A 15,775-nucleotide genomic window follows, 5' to 3' on the forward strand; every position below is an offset into this window, starting at 1 on the left:
TCCGAGAGCGATACAAGCGCCTGGTTGTCGATGACCACTCCAGCAAGCCGTCCGGCCCGCCGCTGCGGTGACACCCATCTAGGCCCACCTCACAACCCCGTCAACACCATTTTGCAGTTTTTTGACGAAAGTCCGGAACCTTCGTCGCTCACCCCTGTCGGCAGCTGCTAGCCTGCGGTGCGTTCCGGCATGGCGCGGTGCAGGACGAGGATCGCTGCCGCAGCCACCATGGCGCCCAGCATCATGTCGGTGAGATAATGGGTGCCCTCCACCGGCGTCGCGAGCAGCATCGCCGCGTTCAGCGCCAGCACGGGCCAGCGGAGAACGGCGATCCGCCACGCGGCCTGGATGTAGATCACCGCCGCGGCCGTGTGGAAACTCGGTGCGGACACTAGGCCCCGCAGATGAGCGAGGTCGACGATGCGGACATGCCCGTCCCGCAAGGCCGGGATCAGCCCCTGCTGCCATTGCTCGCTCTCCGGCATATAAGGGATCGCCCCATGCCATAGGTACGAAAAGGGGCCGACCGCCGGCGTGAACGCATAGAGGACCAGCGTCGCCACCGCAGTCAACCAGAAGGTGGCGAGAAACCGCTGCGCCATCAGCCGCTGCCCCTGCATCGCGGCATAGCCGAGCAGCACGGCGGGCGTCAGATAGATGCTGCGATAGGCCCCCAGCCCCAGTGTCTGCAGCCAGGGATGCGCCGCGGTCGTCCGGTACCAGGCGAGCCAGTCGAACCCCATCGCCGAATCGATTCGCTGGAGGGCGGCATCGTGGAACCCGTGGGTGAGCGCCGCGATCGGGTAGCTCGCCACCGCGCCGGTCAGCGCGATAAGCGTGAACAGCGCATAGAATTCGGCGATGTCCGCCACCACCTGCCCATGCCGCCACGGCAGCCGCGCAGCGGTGAGCCGCACCGCCAGCGCGAGGCCGCCGCACAGCAGATACGGCAGGTTGCCCCTGCTGGACGGCACGATCGACAGCCCCGCCGCGTGCAGCAGCAGCGCGACCACCACCAGGCTCGCAGAGATCGCGGCCAGCAACGGCCGGCCATAACCGCGCATCGGCGGCGCGGCGGGTATCGACCCGGACCCGGCATAACGTTCGGCAGTGGCATAGGCATCGGCGGCATAACTGTGGGGCAAGGGCGACACTCTCTTGGAGGCATCCGCCTCCGCCAGCGCACCTTGCTCCACTATGAACATGTCCGGCAAGCCGTGCGTCCCGCACGCTGTACAGGATCGCCTCGCCTCATGTAGCGTGATACTATGTATCATTTCTTGGAGGAGTCGAGGCGAATGACGTACACGCGCTCACCTGTGAACCAGTTCCCGCCAACCATGCCGCGTGGCGTGTGGCGGTGATCGGCATGGACGCAGCGTGGATCCGCCGACGCCTCGACGCGGCGCCGGTTCGCGCGACCGGGTTCATGCCGGGGCTGGGGACCGCCCCTGCCGATCCGTTCCCCGCCTGGGGCGAGCGCATGGTGGAGACGGCGGCATGAGCGTCGCCGCGCTCGCCCGGACCGAGGCGGTGGCGATCGGTGGTGATTCGCTGGTCCTTGCCCGCATCGTCGTGCCGGAGGTCCATCTGGCGATCTGGCGCCGGTCGCTGCCGCCCGCGTTCGCCGCGCTGGCGGCGGCGGATCGTGCCGCGCTGGACGATGTCGATGCGGAGCTGGAGCTTGCCGCACTCGACACCATGCTTCCCGTCATCCTTGCCGATGCGGGCCATCGTGCGCCGGCGGATGCGGTGCGCGAGATCGTATCGCTGGCGGCGATGTTCGCCGCGATCATGGCCGCCGACCGGTTGCGCATCCGGCTGGAGGTGGTGGAGACCGACGCCTGCCGCCGCTTCCACGCCGATCACGTCACCGCCCGGCTGCTCACCACGCTGGCGGGGCCGGGCACGCAATGGATGCGCGTCGGCGAGGAAGGCCCGCCCGAACAGCTGGCCGCGGCCGAGGTCGCGATCTTCAAGGGCCGGCGCTGGGCCGAGGAGCCGGCGATCCTCCACCGCTCGCCGCCGATCGCGGGGAGCGGCACAGACCGGCTGTTGCTGGTCATCGATCCGCTGGGATGATCGCGGGTGCTGGCGTCGGCGGCGCGGCGGCGGTGAGCAGCTGCCAGCCGACCGGCAGATAGTCGGTCGACATATAGAAATAGAAGGCGCAGCTGCCGTCGGCGCGATAGCTGCCGCCTTTCAGGATGCCATAGGCGGTGGTGCCGAGGAACACGGGGCTGCCGCTGTCGCCGCTCTTGCACACCGGCCCGGCGACCGTGGTCCAGGTCGGCAGGCAGGCGCCGCCGCACAGGTCGCCGGCCGGCGCGAAATCGGTCAGCTCGACCAGCGAGCAGCTGTAGCCGGTGCGCTCGCCACGATGGCAGACGACGTCGCCGGCGCGCGTTCCCGCCCGGCCGCGCGCACCGGTGACCGGGCGGCTGACGGTACGGGCAGTATCGGCGAAGAACAGTGGCGCGAGCGGCACGGCGCTGGCGTTGATCTGCACGTCCTGGTTGCCCCAGCCCCACTGGCCGACGAAGGGCAGGTCGGTATCGCGCCCCTCCGCGTCGCGAGCGCTCAGCGCATCGGGACAATGCGCCGCCGTCGCCAGCGCGGTGCGCAGTCCGTCGGTGACGACGAAGCCGGCGGTGCACAGATAGCGGTGCGAATCGCCCGGCGGACTGCCGGTGACGCGTGCCCCGCCCTGGATGCCGGCGCCGGCCATGTCGAGCGCCGGCGTGTCGATCACCCGCAGCCGCACCGGCACGCGGGTGAGCGCCGCAAGGCGAGCGGCGAGCGGCCCCGCCCCTTCCCGATCGACGTCGCGCGGGGCCACCACGACGACCAGCTCGCCGGTCCGCGGGTCGAGGCCCATGCCGGGCGGCGCAAGCAGGCTCTGCCGGATCGGCTGCTGATAGGCGGCGATCGCCTGCACCAGTTCGGCATGGCTGGCGGCGGCACCGGTGCGATAGGTCACGACCACGGGTTCGCCGTCCAGCAGCACCGTCTCGTCGGGGACGGGCACATCGCCGGTCAGCAGCACCACGATGCGAAACGTCGGACGATGATCGATGGCGATGCCGGCCAGGCGCCCGGCATAGCGTGCGGCGAGTGCGTCGGTGAGCGGGCCGCTCGCCGCCTGCAAGCGCAGCTGGCGCACCGCCATGTCGAGCGGGACGCCAAGTCGGTCCGCCACCGCGGCGGCGTCCTGCAGCAATGCCGTATCGCCGGATTGGGTCGCGGCCACGGGCGGCGCGACGACCTGCGCCGACGCCGGCGTTGCCGCCATGGCCAGCGCCGCCGCTACCATTCCACCGATCCGCACGATCCACCCCACCGCGCCAATCTAGCGCAGCAACCTAGCTGAACCCTGAACGCCGGCACCCGCGCCACCCCCGTATAATGATAACGACTTGCAATAGCCAGAATCTGCGCTATGCCGCGCCCTGAGTTCAGGGAGTTTCACGAGACATGACGGCCTTCATCGCCTTGCTGGCGGCCACCGCGGCGGTTGCACCGAATACCGATCCGGTCGCCGACCCGCAGCGCAGCGACGACATCGTCGTCACCGGCAAGCGCAGCGAAGGCAGCGAGGATTACGGCGTCAAGGATCAGCGCACCGCCACCCGCCTGCCGCTGAGCCTGCGCGAGACGCCGCAGTCGGTCAGCGTCGTCACCCGCGCGCAGATCGAGGACTTCCAGCTCAACGACGTCAATGCGCTGCTCGCCACCGTTCCGGGGGTCAACGTGCTCGCCGGCGAAACCGACCGCGTCTATTATTCGGCGCGCGGCTTCGACATCCAGACCTTCCAGATCGACGGGGTCGGCCAGCCCTTCTCCTTCGGCATCCAGACCGGATCGATCGACACCGCGGCCTATGACCGGGTCGAGGTGGTGCGCGGCGCGCCGGGCCTGTTGTCGCCGACCGGCAATCCCTCGGCGGTCATCAACTTCATCCGCAAGCGTCCCTATCGCGAGTTCAAGGTGTCGGGTGCCGCGCAATATGGCTCGTTCGACAACCTGCGTCTCGACGGCGACGTCAGCGTGCCGCTGACCAAGGATGGCGGCATCCGCGCACGCGCGGTCGGATCCTACCTCGACACCGACAGCTACCTCGACCGGTATCGCCTGCGCCGCTGGACCGGCTATGGCATCGTCGAGGCCGATCTGGGGCCGAACACGGTGCTGAGCGGCGGCTACGGCCACCAGGACCATCGCAGCCATGGCGCGATGTGGGGCGCGATCCCGCTCTATTATACCGATGGCACGCGGATCGATTTCGGGCGCGACAGCAATTATGCGCCGGAATGGTCGAGCTGGGGCGTCGTCGACCGCCAGATCTTCGGAGACCTGACCCACGACCTCGGCAACGGCTGGACCGCCAAGTTGAGCGTGCTGCGCAAGGCGACCAGCGAAGCCGACACCTTGTTCTACATCTTCGGCAACCCGGTGCGCGGGGCGCCGGGCGGGATCGGCACCGATGCGAACGGCAACCCGGTCGGCATCCAGAGCTACCCCGGCGCCTTCAAGGGCGAGGCGCGCAACCTGACCATAGACGCCTATGCCAGCGGCAAGGTCGCCGTCGGCGGGCGCGAGCACGACGTGATGTTCGGCGTCCAGCGCGGGGCCGAACGCTACCGGCAATATTCGAGCTACGACGTGTCGGCGATCAACGTCTTCCTGCCGCTCGACACCCTGTTCGACGGCACCTTCGCCAAGCCCAACTTCCCGTCGCCCTACGACCTCAGCCTCAGTTCCCATACGCGGCGCGAGACGGTGTACGGCCTCGTCCGCCTCAATCTCGCCGATCCGCTGAAGGTGATGCTCGGCGGCAACCTGACCCATGCGACCAGCGAGGGCGCGTCGTACGGCACGCCGACCAATTACGACAATCGCCGCTTCCTGCCGTTCGTCGGCGCGACCTACGACCTCACGTCGACGATCAGCGCCTATGCGAGCTATGCGACGATCTTCAATCCGCAGACCCAGTTCGACGCCGGCAACCGCCTGCTCGCGCCGATCACCGGCGACAATCTGGAGGCGGGGCTGAAGGGGGCGTGGTTCGGCGGCCGGTTCAACGCCAGCGCCGCGCTGTTCCAGGCGCGGCAGAACAACACCGCGGAGGCGGCGGGTTTCGACACGGTGCTCGGCCGGCAGATCTACAAGGGCGTCGACGCGACCTCGCAGGGTATCGAGATCGAGATGAGCGGCCAGCCCGCCGCCGGCGTGCAGGTGACCGGCGGCTTCACCGTCATGCGCGTGCGCGGGGAGGACGACCAGCCGGTGCGCACCTTCGTGCCGCGCAACACCGGGCGCCTGAACGTCACCTGGAGCCCCGAGGCGTTCCGCCAGCTGAAGCTGGGCGCGTCGGTGAACTATCAGAGCCGCTTCTACTTCGTGCCCGGCGCGGTTTCGAGCACCACCGGCCAGCCCGTCCGCCTGACGCAGGGCGATGTCGCCACCGTCGATCTCGTCGCACGCTATGCGCTGACCGATCATGTCGCGGTGAGCGCCAACCTGCAGAATGCGACCAACGCCAGATACCTGACCGCCCTCACCTTCGACCAGAGCCGCTATGCCGCGCCGCGGACGATCCTGGGGACGGTGAGCGTGCGCTACTGATCGCGGCCATGACGATTCCCGCCGCCCTGATCCTGATCGCCGCCGGCATGCTGCTGGTCCGCTTCGGCTGGGACGGCGGGCGGGCCGCGGCGGCGGCCGGCTGGGCGGCGGCGATGCTGGGCCTCGCCCTGCTCGTCGCGCGCGACGGCGCCTGGGGGCTGGCGATCGGCACGGTCGTCGGCATGGCCTGTGCGCTGGCCATCGTCTTCCACGCTGGCTGGATTTCGCCGGCGAAGATCGCACGGCCGCCGCGCGAGGCACCGGCGATCCTGCTGCCGCGGCGCTGGGGCGATCTCGCCCGCCGCGTGGCGGTGTTCGTGCTGGCGGTGCCGGTCGCCTTCGCGGCGGCGCAGTGGCTGGCGTTCGGGGCACAGGCACTGGCGCGGAGCGGCGGCGCAGACGCGGCGGACGCGACCGCCCTCACGCTACTGCTGCAACCCGTGGCATGGGGCCTATTGATGACGTGGCAGATGACCCGCAGCGGCCCCGCCCGCATGATCGCAGCGCCGCTCGCCGCCGCGCTGCTCGGCACCGCTTTGTGGGGCGCAGCATGAGCCGGCCGCAGACGCTGGTGCAGCGCGCGCTCGGCGGCCATGCCGCGATCGGCCTGCTGGTGAGCGCGCTCCTCTACCTCATCGCGCTGTCCGGCACGATCGTCGTCATCCACGATCGCTGGCAGCGCTGGGAACAGCCGACGATTGCCGAAACCGCGGTGATGACCCCGCAGGCGGCGCAGGCGGCGATGGCCGCCGGGCTGGCGCAGGACGCCGGCAAGCCGGCGACCACGCACCTCTACCTGCGCATGCCGACCGCCGACCTGCCGCGCGCGGTGGTGACCACCGACCACGGCGGCTGGTACGTCGATGCGAGCGGCCGGGTGACGGGGCCCGAGGCGCATGCCTGGACCGAATTCGTCATCGCCCTGCACGAATACCTCCATTTGCCGGCGAGCTGGGGCATGATCCTGGTCGGCGCACTCGGCGTGGCGCTGTGCGCGCTGGTGCTGACCGGCGTGCTGGCGCATCCCCGCATCGTCCGCGACGCCTTCCGGCTGCGCATGCGCCACAACGACCAGATCGCGCGCGCCGACTGGCACAACCGGCTGGGGGTATGGACCCTGCCCTTCGTACTGGCGGTGGCGCTGACCGGCGCGTTCATCGGCCTCGGCAGCGTCGGCTTCTCGGTGCTGGCCAAGGCGTCCGGCGGCACGCTGGAACAGGCCTATGCCCCGATCTTCGGCACCGAACCGCCCGCCGATGCCGCGCCCGCCCCGCTCGCCGATATCGCCGCCGCGCTGGCGACGCTGCACGCCCGCATGCCCGACGCCGCGCCGACCTATGTCATCGTCCACGATCCGGCGACGCGTGGCAGCCATGTGCAGATCATCGCCGAACTGCCGCGGCGGCTGATCTACGGCGAAACCTTCACCTTCGATCCCGCCGGGCGCTTCACCGGGGCGCTCGGCCTGTCCGACGGCGCGATCGGCAAGCAGGTCGCGGCCTCCACCTACAACCTCCATTTCGGCAATTACGGCGGCCTCGCGGTCGAGGCCGCCTATATGCTGCTCGGCCTTGCCCTGTGCGTCGTCACCGCGACCGGCACCACCTTGTGGTTGCAGAAGCGCCGCCGCCGCGGCCTCGGCGGAACGCACCTTGCCGCGGCATGGGCGGTGATCGTGTGGGGGGCGCCGCTCGTACTCGTCGCCACGATCTGGCTGCGCGCGCTGGCTGGGGCCGAGGCGCCGCTGGTCGCCGCCTTCTGGGGATCGCTCGCCGCCGCGCTGGTCGTCGCGGCGGTGCGGCCGGGCTGGGTCCTCGCGCTGCCGCTGCGCGACGCGACGGCGGCCGGCACGATCGCGACGGCGCTCGTGCATCTCGCACTGTTCCACGCTGCGCCGCTGCCCGTGCTGGGGATCGACGCGGCCATGGCGCTGTGCGGCGCCGCCCTGATGCTGCTGCCGCGGATGGTCGCCCCGCGCCCGGCCCGTTACGGAAACGCAGCGGTTCCCGCCTGAGCCTTGTCGCGGCGGTCCGCCGTCCTCAGCTTGGGCCGGTCAAGCAGATGGACCCCAGCCCCATGAAGAACATCGGTTTCCTGTCGTTCGGCCATTGGTCCGCCGCGCCCGGATCGGCGACGCGCTCGGCACGCGACGTGCTGCTCCAGTCGATCGACCTCGCCGTTGCCGCCGAGGAACTGGGTGCGGACGGCGCCTATTTCCGCGTCCACCATTTCGCGCAGCAGCTCGCCTCCCCCTTCCCGCTGCTCGCCGCGATCGGTGCGCGCACCAGCCGCATCGAGATCGGCACCGGCGTCATCGACATGCGCTACGAAAACCCGTTCTACATGGTCGAGGATGCGGGATCGGCGGACCTCATCAGCGGCGGGCGGCTGCAACTCGGCATCAGCCGCGGCTCGCCGGAACAGGTGATCGACGGCTGGCGCCACTTCGGCTACGCCCCCGCCGCCGGCGAGAGCGACGCCGACATGGGCCGCCGCCATGCCGAGGTGTTCCTCCAGCTGCTGAACGGCGAAGGCTTCGCCCGGCCCAATCCGCGCCCGATGTTCCCCAACCCGCCGGGCCTGCTGCGGCTGGAGCCGCATGCCGAGGGATTGAAGGACCGGATCTGGTGGGGATCGGGCAACAACGCCACCGCCGTCTGGGCGGCGAAGCTCGGCATGAACCTGCAAAGCTCGACGCTGAAGGCGGACGAAAGCGGCGAACCGTTCCACGTCCAGCAGGCGCGGCAGATCCGCGTCTATCGCGAAGCCTGGGCCGAGGCGGGGCATGCCCGCACCCCACGCGTATCGGTGTCGCGCGCGATCTTCCCGATCCTCGACGATCAGGATCGCGCCTATTTCGGCCGGGGCGACAGCAGCGACCAGATCGGCGTCATCGACAACATGCGCGCGGTGTTCGGCCGCTCCTATGCCGCCGAGCCCGACCGGCTGATCGAGCAGTTGCGCGCGGACGAGGGGATCGCCGAAGCCGACACGCTGTTGCTCACCGTCCCCAACCAGCTGGGCGTCGCCTATAACGCCCATGTGATCGAGGGCGTGCTGCGCCACGTCGCGCCGGCGCTCGGCTGGCGCTGATCATTCCGGCGCCAGCGTCGCGGTGCCGGCCGGGGTCAGCGTCAGCATCGCCCGGTCGGTGTCGCGATACGGCCGCCAGGGCGTGCCGCCGCCATTGGGGTCGCCGCGCTTGACGAAATCGACCAGGTAGCGGCTCATCACCCGCGCCGCGGTGCGATCGGCCGCGACGGTGCGGTCGCCGTATTTGATCTCCGCGGTATCGAAGAAGAAGGGGATGTCGGTGGCATGCGCTGCGCCCTTGGTGTCCGGCGTCCGCGCCGATCCCGCGACATAATCGAAGCGGTAGTAATAGACCGGCACGCCCTGCCCGGCGAGCAGGCCCGCGATCTCGCGCGCGCCGGCGATCATCGGGCCGGCGGGGCCGCCGATATCGTCGCTGGTCGCGCCGATCATCACCGGCACGTGCACGAAGCCGCCGGTGCGATATGCCGTTCCGACATCCACGAAATCGCGACCGTCCGGCACCGGCCCGCTATACCCCGTCGCGCGGCCCAGCGTCGCGAGGTTGAGGCCGTCGACGACCTGTTCGGCGGACAGCGCGCGCAGCCGCTCCGCGGCCTGCGGATCGTCGGCGGCGATCCCCTTCGCTTGCGCAAAGGCGATCCCTGCCGCCTCCGCCGTGGCGATGCCGTTCGGGTCCGGTGCCGCCGACCCGCCCGATTGCACCACCGCGGCGCGGAACAGCCCACGCGCCGTTGGCGAGGTGACGAGCGCGTGCACCGACCGGCCACCGGCGCTTTCGCCGACGATCGTCACCGCCCGCGGATCGCCGCCGAAGCGCGCGACATTGGCCTGCACCCAGCGCAGCGCAGCCAGCTGGTCGAGCAGGCCGAAATCGACTTCGCGTGCGCCGCCCCCCTTGCCCAGCGCGGGATGCGCGAAGGCGCCGAACCGCCCCAGCCGATAGTTGAAGCTCACCACCACGATGCCCTGCCGCGCCAGCGCCGCACCGCTGTAGGTCGGCGGCGACGACCCGCCGTTGACGAAGCCGCCGCCGTAGATCCACACCATCACCGGCAGCCTGGCCCCCACACGCGTTCCCGCCGGCCTCCAGACGTTGGCGTACAGGCAGTCCTCCGCCGGGGTCGTGCCGAGTGGCGCCGCGTCGCTCGGGAAGGGCAGCTGCATGCAATCGGCGGCATAGCGGCGCGCATCGCGAACCGCGGTCCAGCGCGCAGGGGCCTGCGGCGCCCGCCAGCGCAAGGCGCCGACCGGCGGCGCGGCAAAGGGAATCCCCTTCCAGGAATCGACACCCGCCTCGCTTGCGCCGCGCACCGGCCCGTCCGCGGTCGCGACGACGAGCCGGTCCGGCGCGGAGGCGGATGACGCCACGCCGCCTGCCACCGTCGCCGCCACCGCGGCCAGCACCTGCCCGATCGGGAACCCCGCCATATCCGAATCCTCTGCCCTGCCAGTTGTTTGCCTCATGCTGCCACGCCCGCACGGCAGCCGGCAACCGCCCTGCCGCAGACGGGCTCGTCCCCGCCTGCCCACTCGGCTATGCGGAGCGACGCGAGGATAAAGGACAGGTACAATGACCGATGAAGCCGGTGCGAACAACCAGCCCGCAGGCTATGTGCCGCCCGCGGTGTGGGAATGGGACCGATCGAACGGCGGCCAGTTCGCCCAGATCAACCGCCCCGTCTCCGGCGCGACGCATGACGCGCCGTTGCTGGTCGGGCGCCACCCGTTGCAGCTCTATTCGCTCGGCACGCCCAACGGGCAGAAGGTGACGATCCTGCTCGAGGAGCTGCTCGCCGCGGGCCATGCCGGGGCGGAATATGACGCCTGGCTGATCGAGATCGGCAAGGGCGACCAGTTCGGCAGCGGCTTCGTCGCGCTCAATCCCAATTCCAAGATCCCGGCGCTCGCCGACCATGCCGCGACGCCGCCGACGCGCCTGTTCGAAAGCGGATCGATCCTGCTCTACCTCGCCGAACGGTTCGGCGCCTTCCTGCCGAGCGCGCCCGCGGCCCGTGCCGAAACGATCAACTGGCTGATGTGGCAGATGGGCTCGGCCCCCTTCGTCGGCGGCGGCTTCGGCCATTTCTACGCCTATGCCCCGTTCAAGATCCAGTACGCGATCGACCGCTATGCGATGGAGGCGAAGCGCCAGCTGCACGTGCTCGACACGCATCTGGCGACGCGCGACTATCTGGCGGGCGATGCCTATACGATCGCCGATATGGCGGTGTGGCCGTGGTATGGCGGGCTGCTCGACGGCGCCTATGACGCGCGGGAATTCCTCGACGTCGGCGCCTATCCGCATCTCGCCCGCTGGTCGGCGGCGATCGCCGCGCGCGAGCCGGTGCGCCGTGGCCGCATCGTCAACCGCGTGACCGGCGAACCCGGCACGTTCCTGCGCGAACGCCACGAGGCGGCGGACATCGACCGGGCGCTCGCCGGCGGCTGACCGGCGTCACCCCGTCACGCGCCGCCACGGCTGCGCATCGCGCACATCGAGCCGGCACAGCCCGGTGAGCCCATGTCGCCGCGCATAGGCAAGCGCGCGCGCGTCGTAATCCGCCGCCCACGGCGCGCCGAACGCCCAGTCCGGCGGGTTGAAGGTGGAAAAGCCGTTGATCGTCGGCACCTGCCAGCGCTCGGCGAGCAGCATCGCATCGACGTTGTGCGGGTAGAGCGCGTGCAGCTCCGCGTTGATGTACAGCGGCTCGGCCTGCCGCGTCGCCACGACGTAGACGCTGGTGCAGCCCGCCGGCGGCGCCGGAACGGCGGCGAGCGCGGCGCCATGGCGGCTGCGGCTCAGCTGCGCCGGCGTTTCCGCACTCAGGTTCTCGACGACCAGCACGCCCGCCAGCCCCGCCGCCAGCCACGGCCGCGCCGCGGCGAAACGCTCGGCGCGCTCCTGCCAGGCGGCGAGCGCGATCAGCAGGAACGGCAGCGTCAGCCACAATTGATAGCGCGACACCACGCGCATCCCCTTGGCGCCCGGCACCAGCTCGAACACCAGCCCCCAGGGCGAGGCGTACCAGAATTGCAGCGTCAGCGCCCAGGCGACCATCATCGCCAGCGCGAACGCGCGCCATGCGACCGGTGCCGTCCGATCGATCCCGACGCGGCGCCGCACCACGATCCGCCACGCCGCCGCCAGCACCAGCACGGCGAGGATCGGCGGCAGCCCCGCTTCATGCTCGCCGCCGAAGACGCGGCCCGGCAACGCGGGATCCTCGGGCAGCAGCCAGTGCGCCAGCGCCAGCAGCGGCCGGAACAGCCAGCCCCACAGGTAATTGCCCGCGCCGACGTTCACCATGTCGATGCCCGGCGTCACCAGATAGCCCAGCATCTCCTGATAGGGTTCGCCCCCCGTCTCGCGCATCGTCGGCAGGTAGGTGGCGAGGAACGGCACGATCAGCACCGCAAAGGCGCCCAGGCCGCAGGCGAGCGTCGCACCATGATCGCGCGCCAGCCGCCCCGCCGCGGCAGGCCGCCACCGGCCGCTCAGGGCGGCCCAGCAGGCGACGAACAGGCACGCCGAAAAGATCGTGAACCAGGCCATGTAGTAACCGGTCATCAGCCAGGCGGCGACGAGCGCGGCGAGCATCACCGCCAGCATGCGCGCCCGCGCGCGGCGCCCGTCCCGCTCCGCGCGCACCGCGCTGATCGCCAGCATCATCGCCACCGGCTGCAAGGCCACGCTCTGCAATTGCGCATGCACCGCCTGCAGGTGGATGTTGCTCGCTACCGTCCACAGCAAGGCGACCAGCGCCCCCGCGATCCAGCCGCGGGCGAGCGTACGGGCGGTCAGCCGATAGGCGGCGACGAACCCGATCGTCTTGAAGGTCCAGACGTTGAGCGTGTCGGCGTGAAACGGATCGGCGACCAGCCGCCAGCCGCTGTAGACCAGCCCGTACAGCAAATAGCCGTCGTTATAGCCGAGCGTGCCGCGGTACGGATGGAAGTAGAAGGTGTCGCGCCAATGCGCCGCGCCGGTCAGCACGTTGCGCCAATGTTCGAGGATGCTGATCTCGATGATCGCATCGCCGCGCTCGCCGAAACCGAGATCGAACCCGCTCGTCAGCGGCCCGCGAAAGAACAGCGCCATCGCGACGCAATAGGCGAACAGCACCGCAGCGGCCCGGACAGGTCCGCCGTCGCGGTACAGTCTTTCCATCTCCCTCGCCTACGGCCGGCACACCGCCATGTCCATATCGGTACCATTCCGGCACCGGACGGCTGCCGGCTGCGGGTAAAGGCGCATGCCATGCCAATATTCTCCGTCACCCCGGACTTGTTCCGGGGTCCACCGTGCCGCAAGACCCATAGTGTATCGATCCGCGGCACGGTGGATGCCGGACCAGGTCCGGGGTGACGGAGGATTGAAGAACACCCCCGGATCGGACACCTCATATGCGATAGCCCTGCCCTGGCGGGGGAGGATGAAGGGAATCCTCATCTTGAGTGTCGATCAGCCCCAGGACGACGACGGAAGGACGGTGACAGCTTGGCAGACGACCCGATAGGCCGCGCGGCCCCGCTGCGGCGCGCGACGATCACCGATGTCGCGGCCTATGCGAACGTGTCCAAGAAGACGGTGTCGCGCGTCATCAATCGCGAACCCAATGTCACGCCCCGGATGTTCGCCCGCGTCGAGGCGGCGATCCGCGACCTGCACTTCAGCCCCAATGCGCAGGCGCGCAGCCTGGCGCTCGGCCGGTCGTTCCTCGTCGGGCTGATCTACGAAAATCCCAGCCCGACCTATGTCGTCAACATGCAGCTCGGCATCCTCGACGTCCTGCGGCCGGAGGGGATGGAGCTGGTCGTCCATCCCTGCCGGCGCGATGCGGCGACGATGCTCGACGATATCCGCGCGGTGATCCAGCGCCAGCGCCTAGACGGCGTCATCCTGCCGCCGCCCCTGTCGGAGGACGAGGCGCTGGTGGCGCTGCTCCAGGCGATCGGCTGTCCCTATGTGCGGATCGCCTGCACCGCCCTCGACGCGCCCGGACGCATGGTGGTGAGCAACGACGCCTGGGGCGCGGCCGAGGCGGCGGAACGGCTCGCCGATCTCGGCCATCGGCGTATCGCCCTCTTGCGGGGTCCCGCCTCCTATCGCTCGTCGCACGTCCGCGGCGATGCCTTCACCGCCGCGCTCGCCGCGCGCGGGCTCGCGGTGGCAGCGGAGCATGATGTGGAGGGCGGCTATACCTTCGAAAGCGGCGTCGCGGCGGGGCACCGGCTGCTCGCCCTCGCCGAACCGCCGACCGCGGTGTTCGCGCTCAACGACGACATGGCGATCGGCGTCATGCAGGCGGCGCGCGAGCGCGGCCTCGCCCTGCCGCAGGACCTGTCCGTCATCGGCTTCGACGACCTGCCGATGGCCGCGCGGGTGTGGCCCAACCTCACCTCCGTCCGGCTGCCGATCCGCGAGATGGGCGCGAGCGCGTCACGCACCCTGCTTGCCGCCCTGTCGGGCGAGGTGGCGGAGGGCGACGCCGTGATCCGGCCGACGCTGGTGGCGCGCCAATCGGATATCGCACCGTAACATCGGCACGCGGGCGACGATCCGGTGCACGCCTCGTACCGATTCGAGGGTGATGCCCTTCGGCGTTCGTGCCCTCAATAGGGCGGCGCGCGGCGCGCGCGCTGCTCGCGTGCCGCTTCGGTCCACCAGCCCAGATCGTCGGCGAAGCGAGGAAAGGCCCGCTCCAGCGCCGCGCCGCCCTCGCCCGTAGGCGTGCCGTCCGCGTCGAAGGCGCGGCCGATGCCGCCGACCGCCAGCGTGCTCGACGTGACCACCATCCCCATTTCCGACAGGATGCCGTGCCAGGCGAGCTCGGCGCGCGCGCCCGCGAACCGGCCGGCGGAATAGCTGGCGATCGCGGCGGGACGCCAATACCATTCCTCCAGGAAATGGTCGGTCAGGTTCTTGAGGCCCGGCTGCACGCTCCAATTATATTCGCCGGTGACGAAGACGAAGGCGTCGGCCGCGCGGATCTTCGCCGCCAGTTCCGCCATCGCCGGCGGCGCCTCGCCTTGCCGATATTCCTTGAACATGCGGTCGAGCATCGGCAGCCCGACCGCCTTGGCATCGATCAGCTCGGGCTCGGCACCACGCGCACGAAAGGCGGTGACCAGCCATTCCGCCAGCGCGATGCCCTGCCGGTCTGACCGGTACGAGCCGTAGAGGATCAGGATGCGGTCGGCCATGGAACGGGTCCTTGCAAAGGGAAAGGGCGCGGCGGGGGGTCCGTCGCGCCCGTCGTGCTCAACCCTCGATGAAGGCGAGCAGGTCCGCGTTGATGACATCGGCATGCGTGGTCGGCATGCCGTGCGGCAGGCCGGGATAGCTCTTCAGCACGGCGCCCGCGACGATATCGGCGGACATTTTGCCCGTCGTCGTGAACGGCACCACCTGATCGTCCTCGCCGTGCATCACCAGCGTCGGCACGCGGATCGCCTGCAGGTCGGCGGTGAAGTCGGTTTCCGAGAATGCCTTGATGCCGAGCGTGTGGGCGAGGATGCTGCCCGTCATCCCCTGCCGCCACCAGTTGCGGCGCACGCCGTCCTTCACCTCGGCGCCGTCGCGGTTGTAGCCGAAGAAAGGCAAGGTGAAGTCCCAGAAGAACTGCGCGCGATTGGTCGCGGTCTGACTGCGTACCTCGTCGAACACCGCGATCGGCACGCCATCGGGATTCGCGTCCGTCTGGACCATGATCGGCGCGACCGCGCTGACCAGCACCGCCTTGGCGACCCGGCCCGGCCTGGCCTGCGCGACATAGCGCGCCACCTCGCCGCCGCCGGTCGAATGGCCGACGTGGATGGCTTGCCGATGATCCAGCGCGTCGGTCAGGGCGACCACGTCGGCGACATAGCTGTCCATGTCGTGGCCGGTCGCCGATTGAGAGGAGCGACCATGCCCGCGCCGGTCGTGCGCGACGACGCGATAGCCCTTGGCGACGAAGAACATCATCTGCGCATCCCAGTCGTCCGAGCTCAGCGGCCAGCCGTGATGGAAGTGGATGACCTGGGCGTCGCGCGGGCCCCAGTCCTTGTAGAAGATCTCGGTCCCGTCGGCGGTGGTGATGAAGGGCATGGT

General features: G+C 70.1%; 14 protein-coding genes. 8 read left to right on the forward strand and 6 right to left on the reverse strand.

The features are described from left to right. Positions 1 to 167: 167 nt before the first annotated feature. Positions 168 to 1,205, reverse strand: coding sequence for a phosphatase PAP2 family protein (locus tag ACTZQ5_RS12675; protein ID WP_443585652.1), 1,038 nt, complete (start codon positions 1,203 to 1,205; stop codon positions 168 to 170). A 164-nt stretch (positions 1,206 to 1,369) separates the two neighbouring features. On the opposite strand from ACTZQ5_RS12675, the gene ACTZQ5_RS12680 reads away from it, so the two are divergent. Together ACTZQ5_RS12680 and ACTZQ5_RS12685 are read left to right on the forward strand one after the other, a co-directional pair. Then, a complete protein-coding gene (locus ACTZQ5_RS12680; RefSeq protein WP_443585553.1) occupies positions 1,370 to 1,504 on the forward strand; it encodes a hypothetical protein in 135 nt (44 codons plus the stop codon). Then, positions 1,501 to 2,082 (forward strand): DUF1826 domain-containing protein, encoded by a 582-nt coding sequence (locus ACTZQ5_RS12685; protein ID WP_443585554.1) that lies wholly within the window; start codon positions 1,501 to 1,503, stop codon positions 2,080 to 2,082. The genes ACTZQ5_RS12680 and ACTZQ5_RS12685 overlap by 4 nt, the downstream gene beginning before the upstream one ends. Here the strand turns inward: ACTZQ5_RS12685 and ACTZQ5_RS12690 are convergent. Continuing rightward, complete coding sequence (locus tag ACTZQ5_RS12690; protein WP_443585555.1) at positions 2,063 to 3,340, reverse strand: chymotrypsin family serine protease; 1,278 nt, start codon at positions 3,338 to 3,340, stop codon at positions 2,063 to 2,065. The genes ACTZQ5_RS12685 and ACTZQ5_RS12690 overlap by 20 nt on opposite strands. A gap of 134 nt (positions 3,341 to 3,474) precedes the next feature. On the opposite strand from ACTZQ5_RS12690, the gene ACTZQ5_RS12695 reads away from it, so the two are divergent. The 4 genes from ACTZQ5_RS12695 (at position 3,475) to ACTZQ5_RS12710 (ending at position 8,718) form a co-directional block, all read left to right on the forward strand. Beyond that, positions 3,475 to 5,625, forward strand: a complete 2,151-nt coding sequence (locus tag ACTZQ5_RS12695) for a TonB-dependent siderophore receptor (protein ID WP_443585556.1) — start codon at positions 3,475 to 3,477, stop codon at positions 5,623 to 5,625. An 8-nt stretch (positions 5,626 to 5,633) separates the two neighbouring features. Beyond that, positions 5,634 to 6,179 carry a hypothetical protein gene (locus tag ACTZQ5_RS12700; RefSeq protein ID WP_443585557.1) on the forward strand — a complete coding sequence of 182 codons (546 nt, stop codon included), beginning with the start codon at positions 5,634 to 5,636 and terminating at the stop codon, positions 6,177 to 6,179. Beyond that, on the forward strand, positions 6,176 to 7,639 hold the full coding sequence (locus ACTZQ5_RS12705) for a PepSY-associated TM helix domain-containing protein (protein WP_443585558.1): 1,464 nt from the start codon (positions 6,176 to 6,178) through the stop codon (positions 7,637 to 7,639). Before ACTZQ5_RS12700 ends, ACTZQ5_RS12705 begins: the two co-directional genes overlap by 4 nt. 62 nt (positions 7,640 to 7,701) lie before the next feature. Next, on the forward strand, positions 7,702 to 8,718 hold the full coding sequence (locus tag ACTZQ5_RS12710; protein WP_443585559.1) for an LLM class flavin-dependent oxidoreductase: 1,017 nt from the start codon (positions 7,702 to 7,704) through the stop codon (positions 8,716 to 8,718). On the opposite strand, the gene ACTZQ5_RS12715 is transcribed toward ACTZQ5_RS12710, so the two are convergent. After that, the gene (locus ACTZQ5_RS12715) at positions 8,719 to 10,110 is read right to left on the reverse strand and encodes a carboxylesterase/lipase family protein (protein WP_443585560.1); all 1,392 of its coding nucleotides are present in this window, start codon (positions 10,108 to 10,110) and stop codon (positions 8,719 to 8,721) included. Between the two features lie 142 nt (positions 10,111 to 10,252). Between ACTZQ5_RS12715 and yghU the strand changes: the two genes are divergently transcribed. Beyond that, entirely contained in the window at positions 10,253 to 11,131 is an 879-nt protein-coding gene (gene yghU, locus ACTZQ5_RS12720) for a glutathione-dependent disulfide-bond oxidoreductase (protein WP_443585561.1), read from the forward strand. Between the two features lie 6 nt (positions 11,132 to 11,137). Here yghU and ACTZQ5_RS12725 read toward each other — a convergent pair whose 3' ends face one another. Then, the gene (locus ACTZQ5_RS12725; RefSeq protein WP_443585562.1) at positions 11,138 to 12,850 is read right to left on the reverse strand and encodes a DUF2339 domain-containing protein; all 1,713 of its coding nucleotides are present in this window, start codon (positions 12,848 to 12,850) and stop codon (positions 11,138 to 11,140) included. Between the two features lie 330 nt (positions 12,851 to 13,180). Between ACTZQ5_RS12725 and ACTZQ5_RS12730 the strand changes: the two genes are divergently transcribed. Then, entirely contained in the window at positions 13,181 to 14,221 is a 1,041-nt protein-coding gene (locus tag ACTZQ5_RS12730) for a LacI family DNA-binding transcriptional regulator (protein ID WP_443585563.1), read from the forward strand. Between the two features lie 74 nt (positions 14,222 to 14,295). Here ACTZQ5_RS12730 and ACTZQ5_RS12735 read toward each other — a convergent pair whose 3' ends face one another. Together ACTZQ5_RS12735 and ACTZQ5_RS12740 are read right to left on the reverse strand one after the other, a co-directional pair. After that, on the reverse strand, positions 14,296 to 14,886 hold the full coding sequence (locus ACTZQ5_RS12735) for an NADPH-dependent FMN reductase (protein WP_443585564.1): 591 nt from the start codon (positions 14,884 to 14,886) through the stop codon (positions 14,296 to 14,298). Between the two features lie 58 nt (positions 14,887 to 14,944). Then, on the reverse strand, positions 14,945 to 15,772 hold the full coding sequence (locus tag ACTZQ5_RS12740) for an alpha/beta fold hydrolase (RefSeq protein WP_443585565.1): 828 nt from the start codon (positions 15,770 to 15,772) through the stop codon (positions 14,945 to 14,947). Positions 15,773 to 15,775: the final 3 nt, after the last annotated feature.

Source organism: Sphingomonas cellulosilytica, assembly GCF_052321755.1.
Taxonomy (GTDB): Bacteria; Pseudomonadota; Alphaproteobacteria; order Sphingomonadales; family Sphingomonadaceae; genus Sphingomonas.

Coding starts and splice junctions, on each gene's coding strand:
- ACTZQ5_RS12680 (WP_443585553.1), top strand. CDS start 1,370: ATGGACGCAGCGTGGATCCGCCGACGCCTCGACGCGGCGCCGGTTCGC.
- ACTZQ5_RS12675 (WP_443585652.1), bottom strand. CDS start 1,205: ATGTTCATAGTGGAGCAAGGTGCGCTGGCGGAGGCGGATGCCTCCAAG.
- ACTZQ5_RS12695 (WP_443585556.1), top strand. CDS start 3,475: ATGACGGCCTTCATCGCCTTGCTGGCGGCCACCGCGGCGGTTGCACCG.
- ACTZQ5_RS12700 (WP_443585557.1), top strand. CDS start 5,634: ATGACGATTCCCGCCGCCCTGATCCTGATCGCCGCCGGCATGCTGCTG.
- ACTZQ5_RS12740 (WP_443585565.1), bottom strand. CDS start 15,772: ATGCCCTTCATCACCACCGCCGACGGGACCGAGATCTTCTACAAGGAC.
- ACTZQ5_RS12710 (WP_443585559.1), top strand. CDS start 7,702: ATGAAGAACATCGGTTTCCTGTCGTTCGGCCATTGGTCCGCCGCGCCC.
- ACTZQ5_RS12725 (WP_443585562.1), bottom strand. CDS start 12,850: ATGGAAAGACTGTACCGCGACGGCGGACCTGTCCGGGCCGCTGCGGTG.
- ACTZQ5_RS12715 (WP_443585560.1), bottom strand. CDS start 10,110: ATGGCGGGGTTCCCGATCGGGCAGGTGCTGGCCGCGGTGGCGGCGACG.
- ACTZQ5_RS12735 (WP_443585564.1), bottom strand. CDS start 14,886: ATGGCCGACCGCATCCTGATCCTCTACGGCTCGTACCGGTCAGACCGG.
- yghU (WP_443585561.1), top strand. CDS start 10,253: ATGACCGATGAAGCCGGTGCGAACAACCAGCCCGCAGGCTATGTGCCG.
- ACTZQ5_RS12705 (WP_443585558.1), top strand. CDS start 6,176: ATGAGCCGGCCGCAGACGCTGGTGCAGCGCGCGCTCGGCGGCCATGCC.
- ACTZQ5_RS12685 (WP_443585554.1), top strand. CDS start 1,501: ATGAGCGTCGCCGCGCTCGCCCGGACCGAGGCGGTGGCGATCGGTGGT.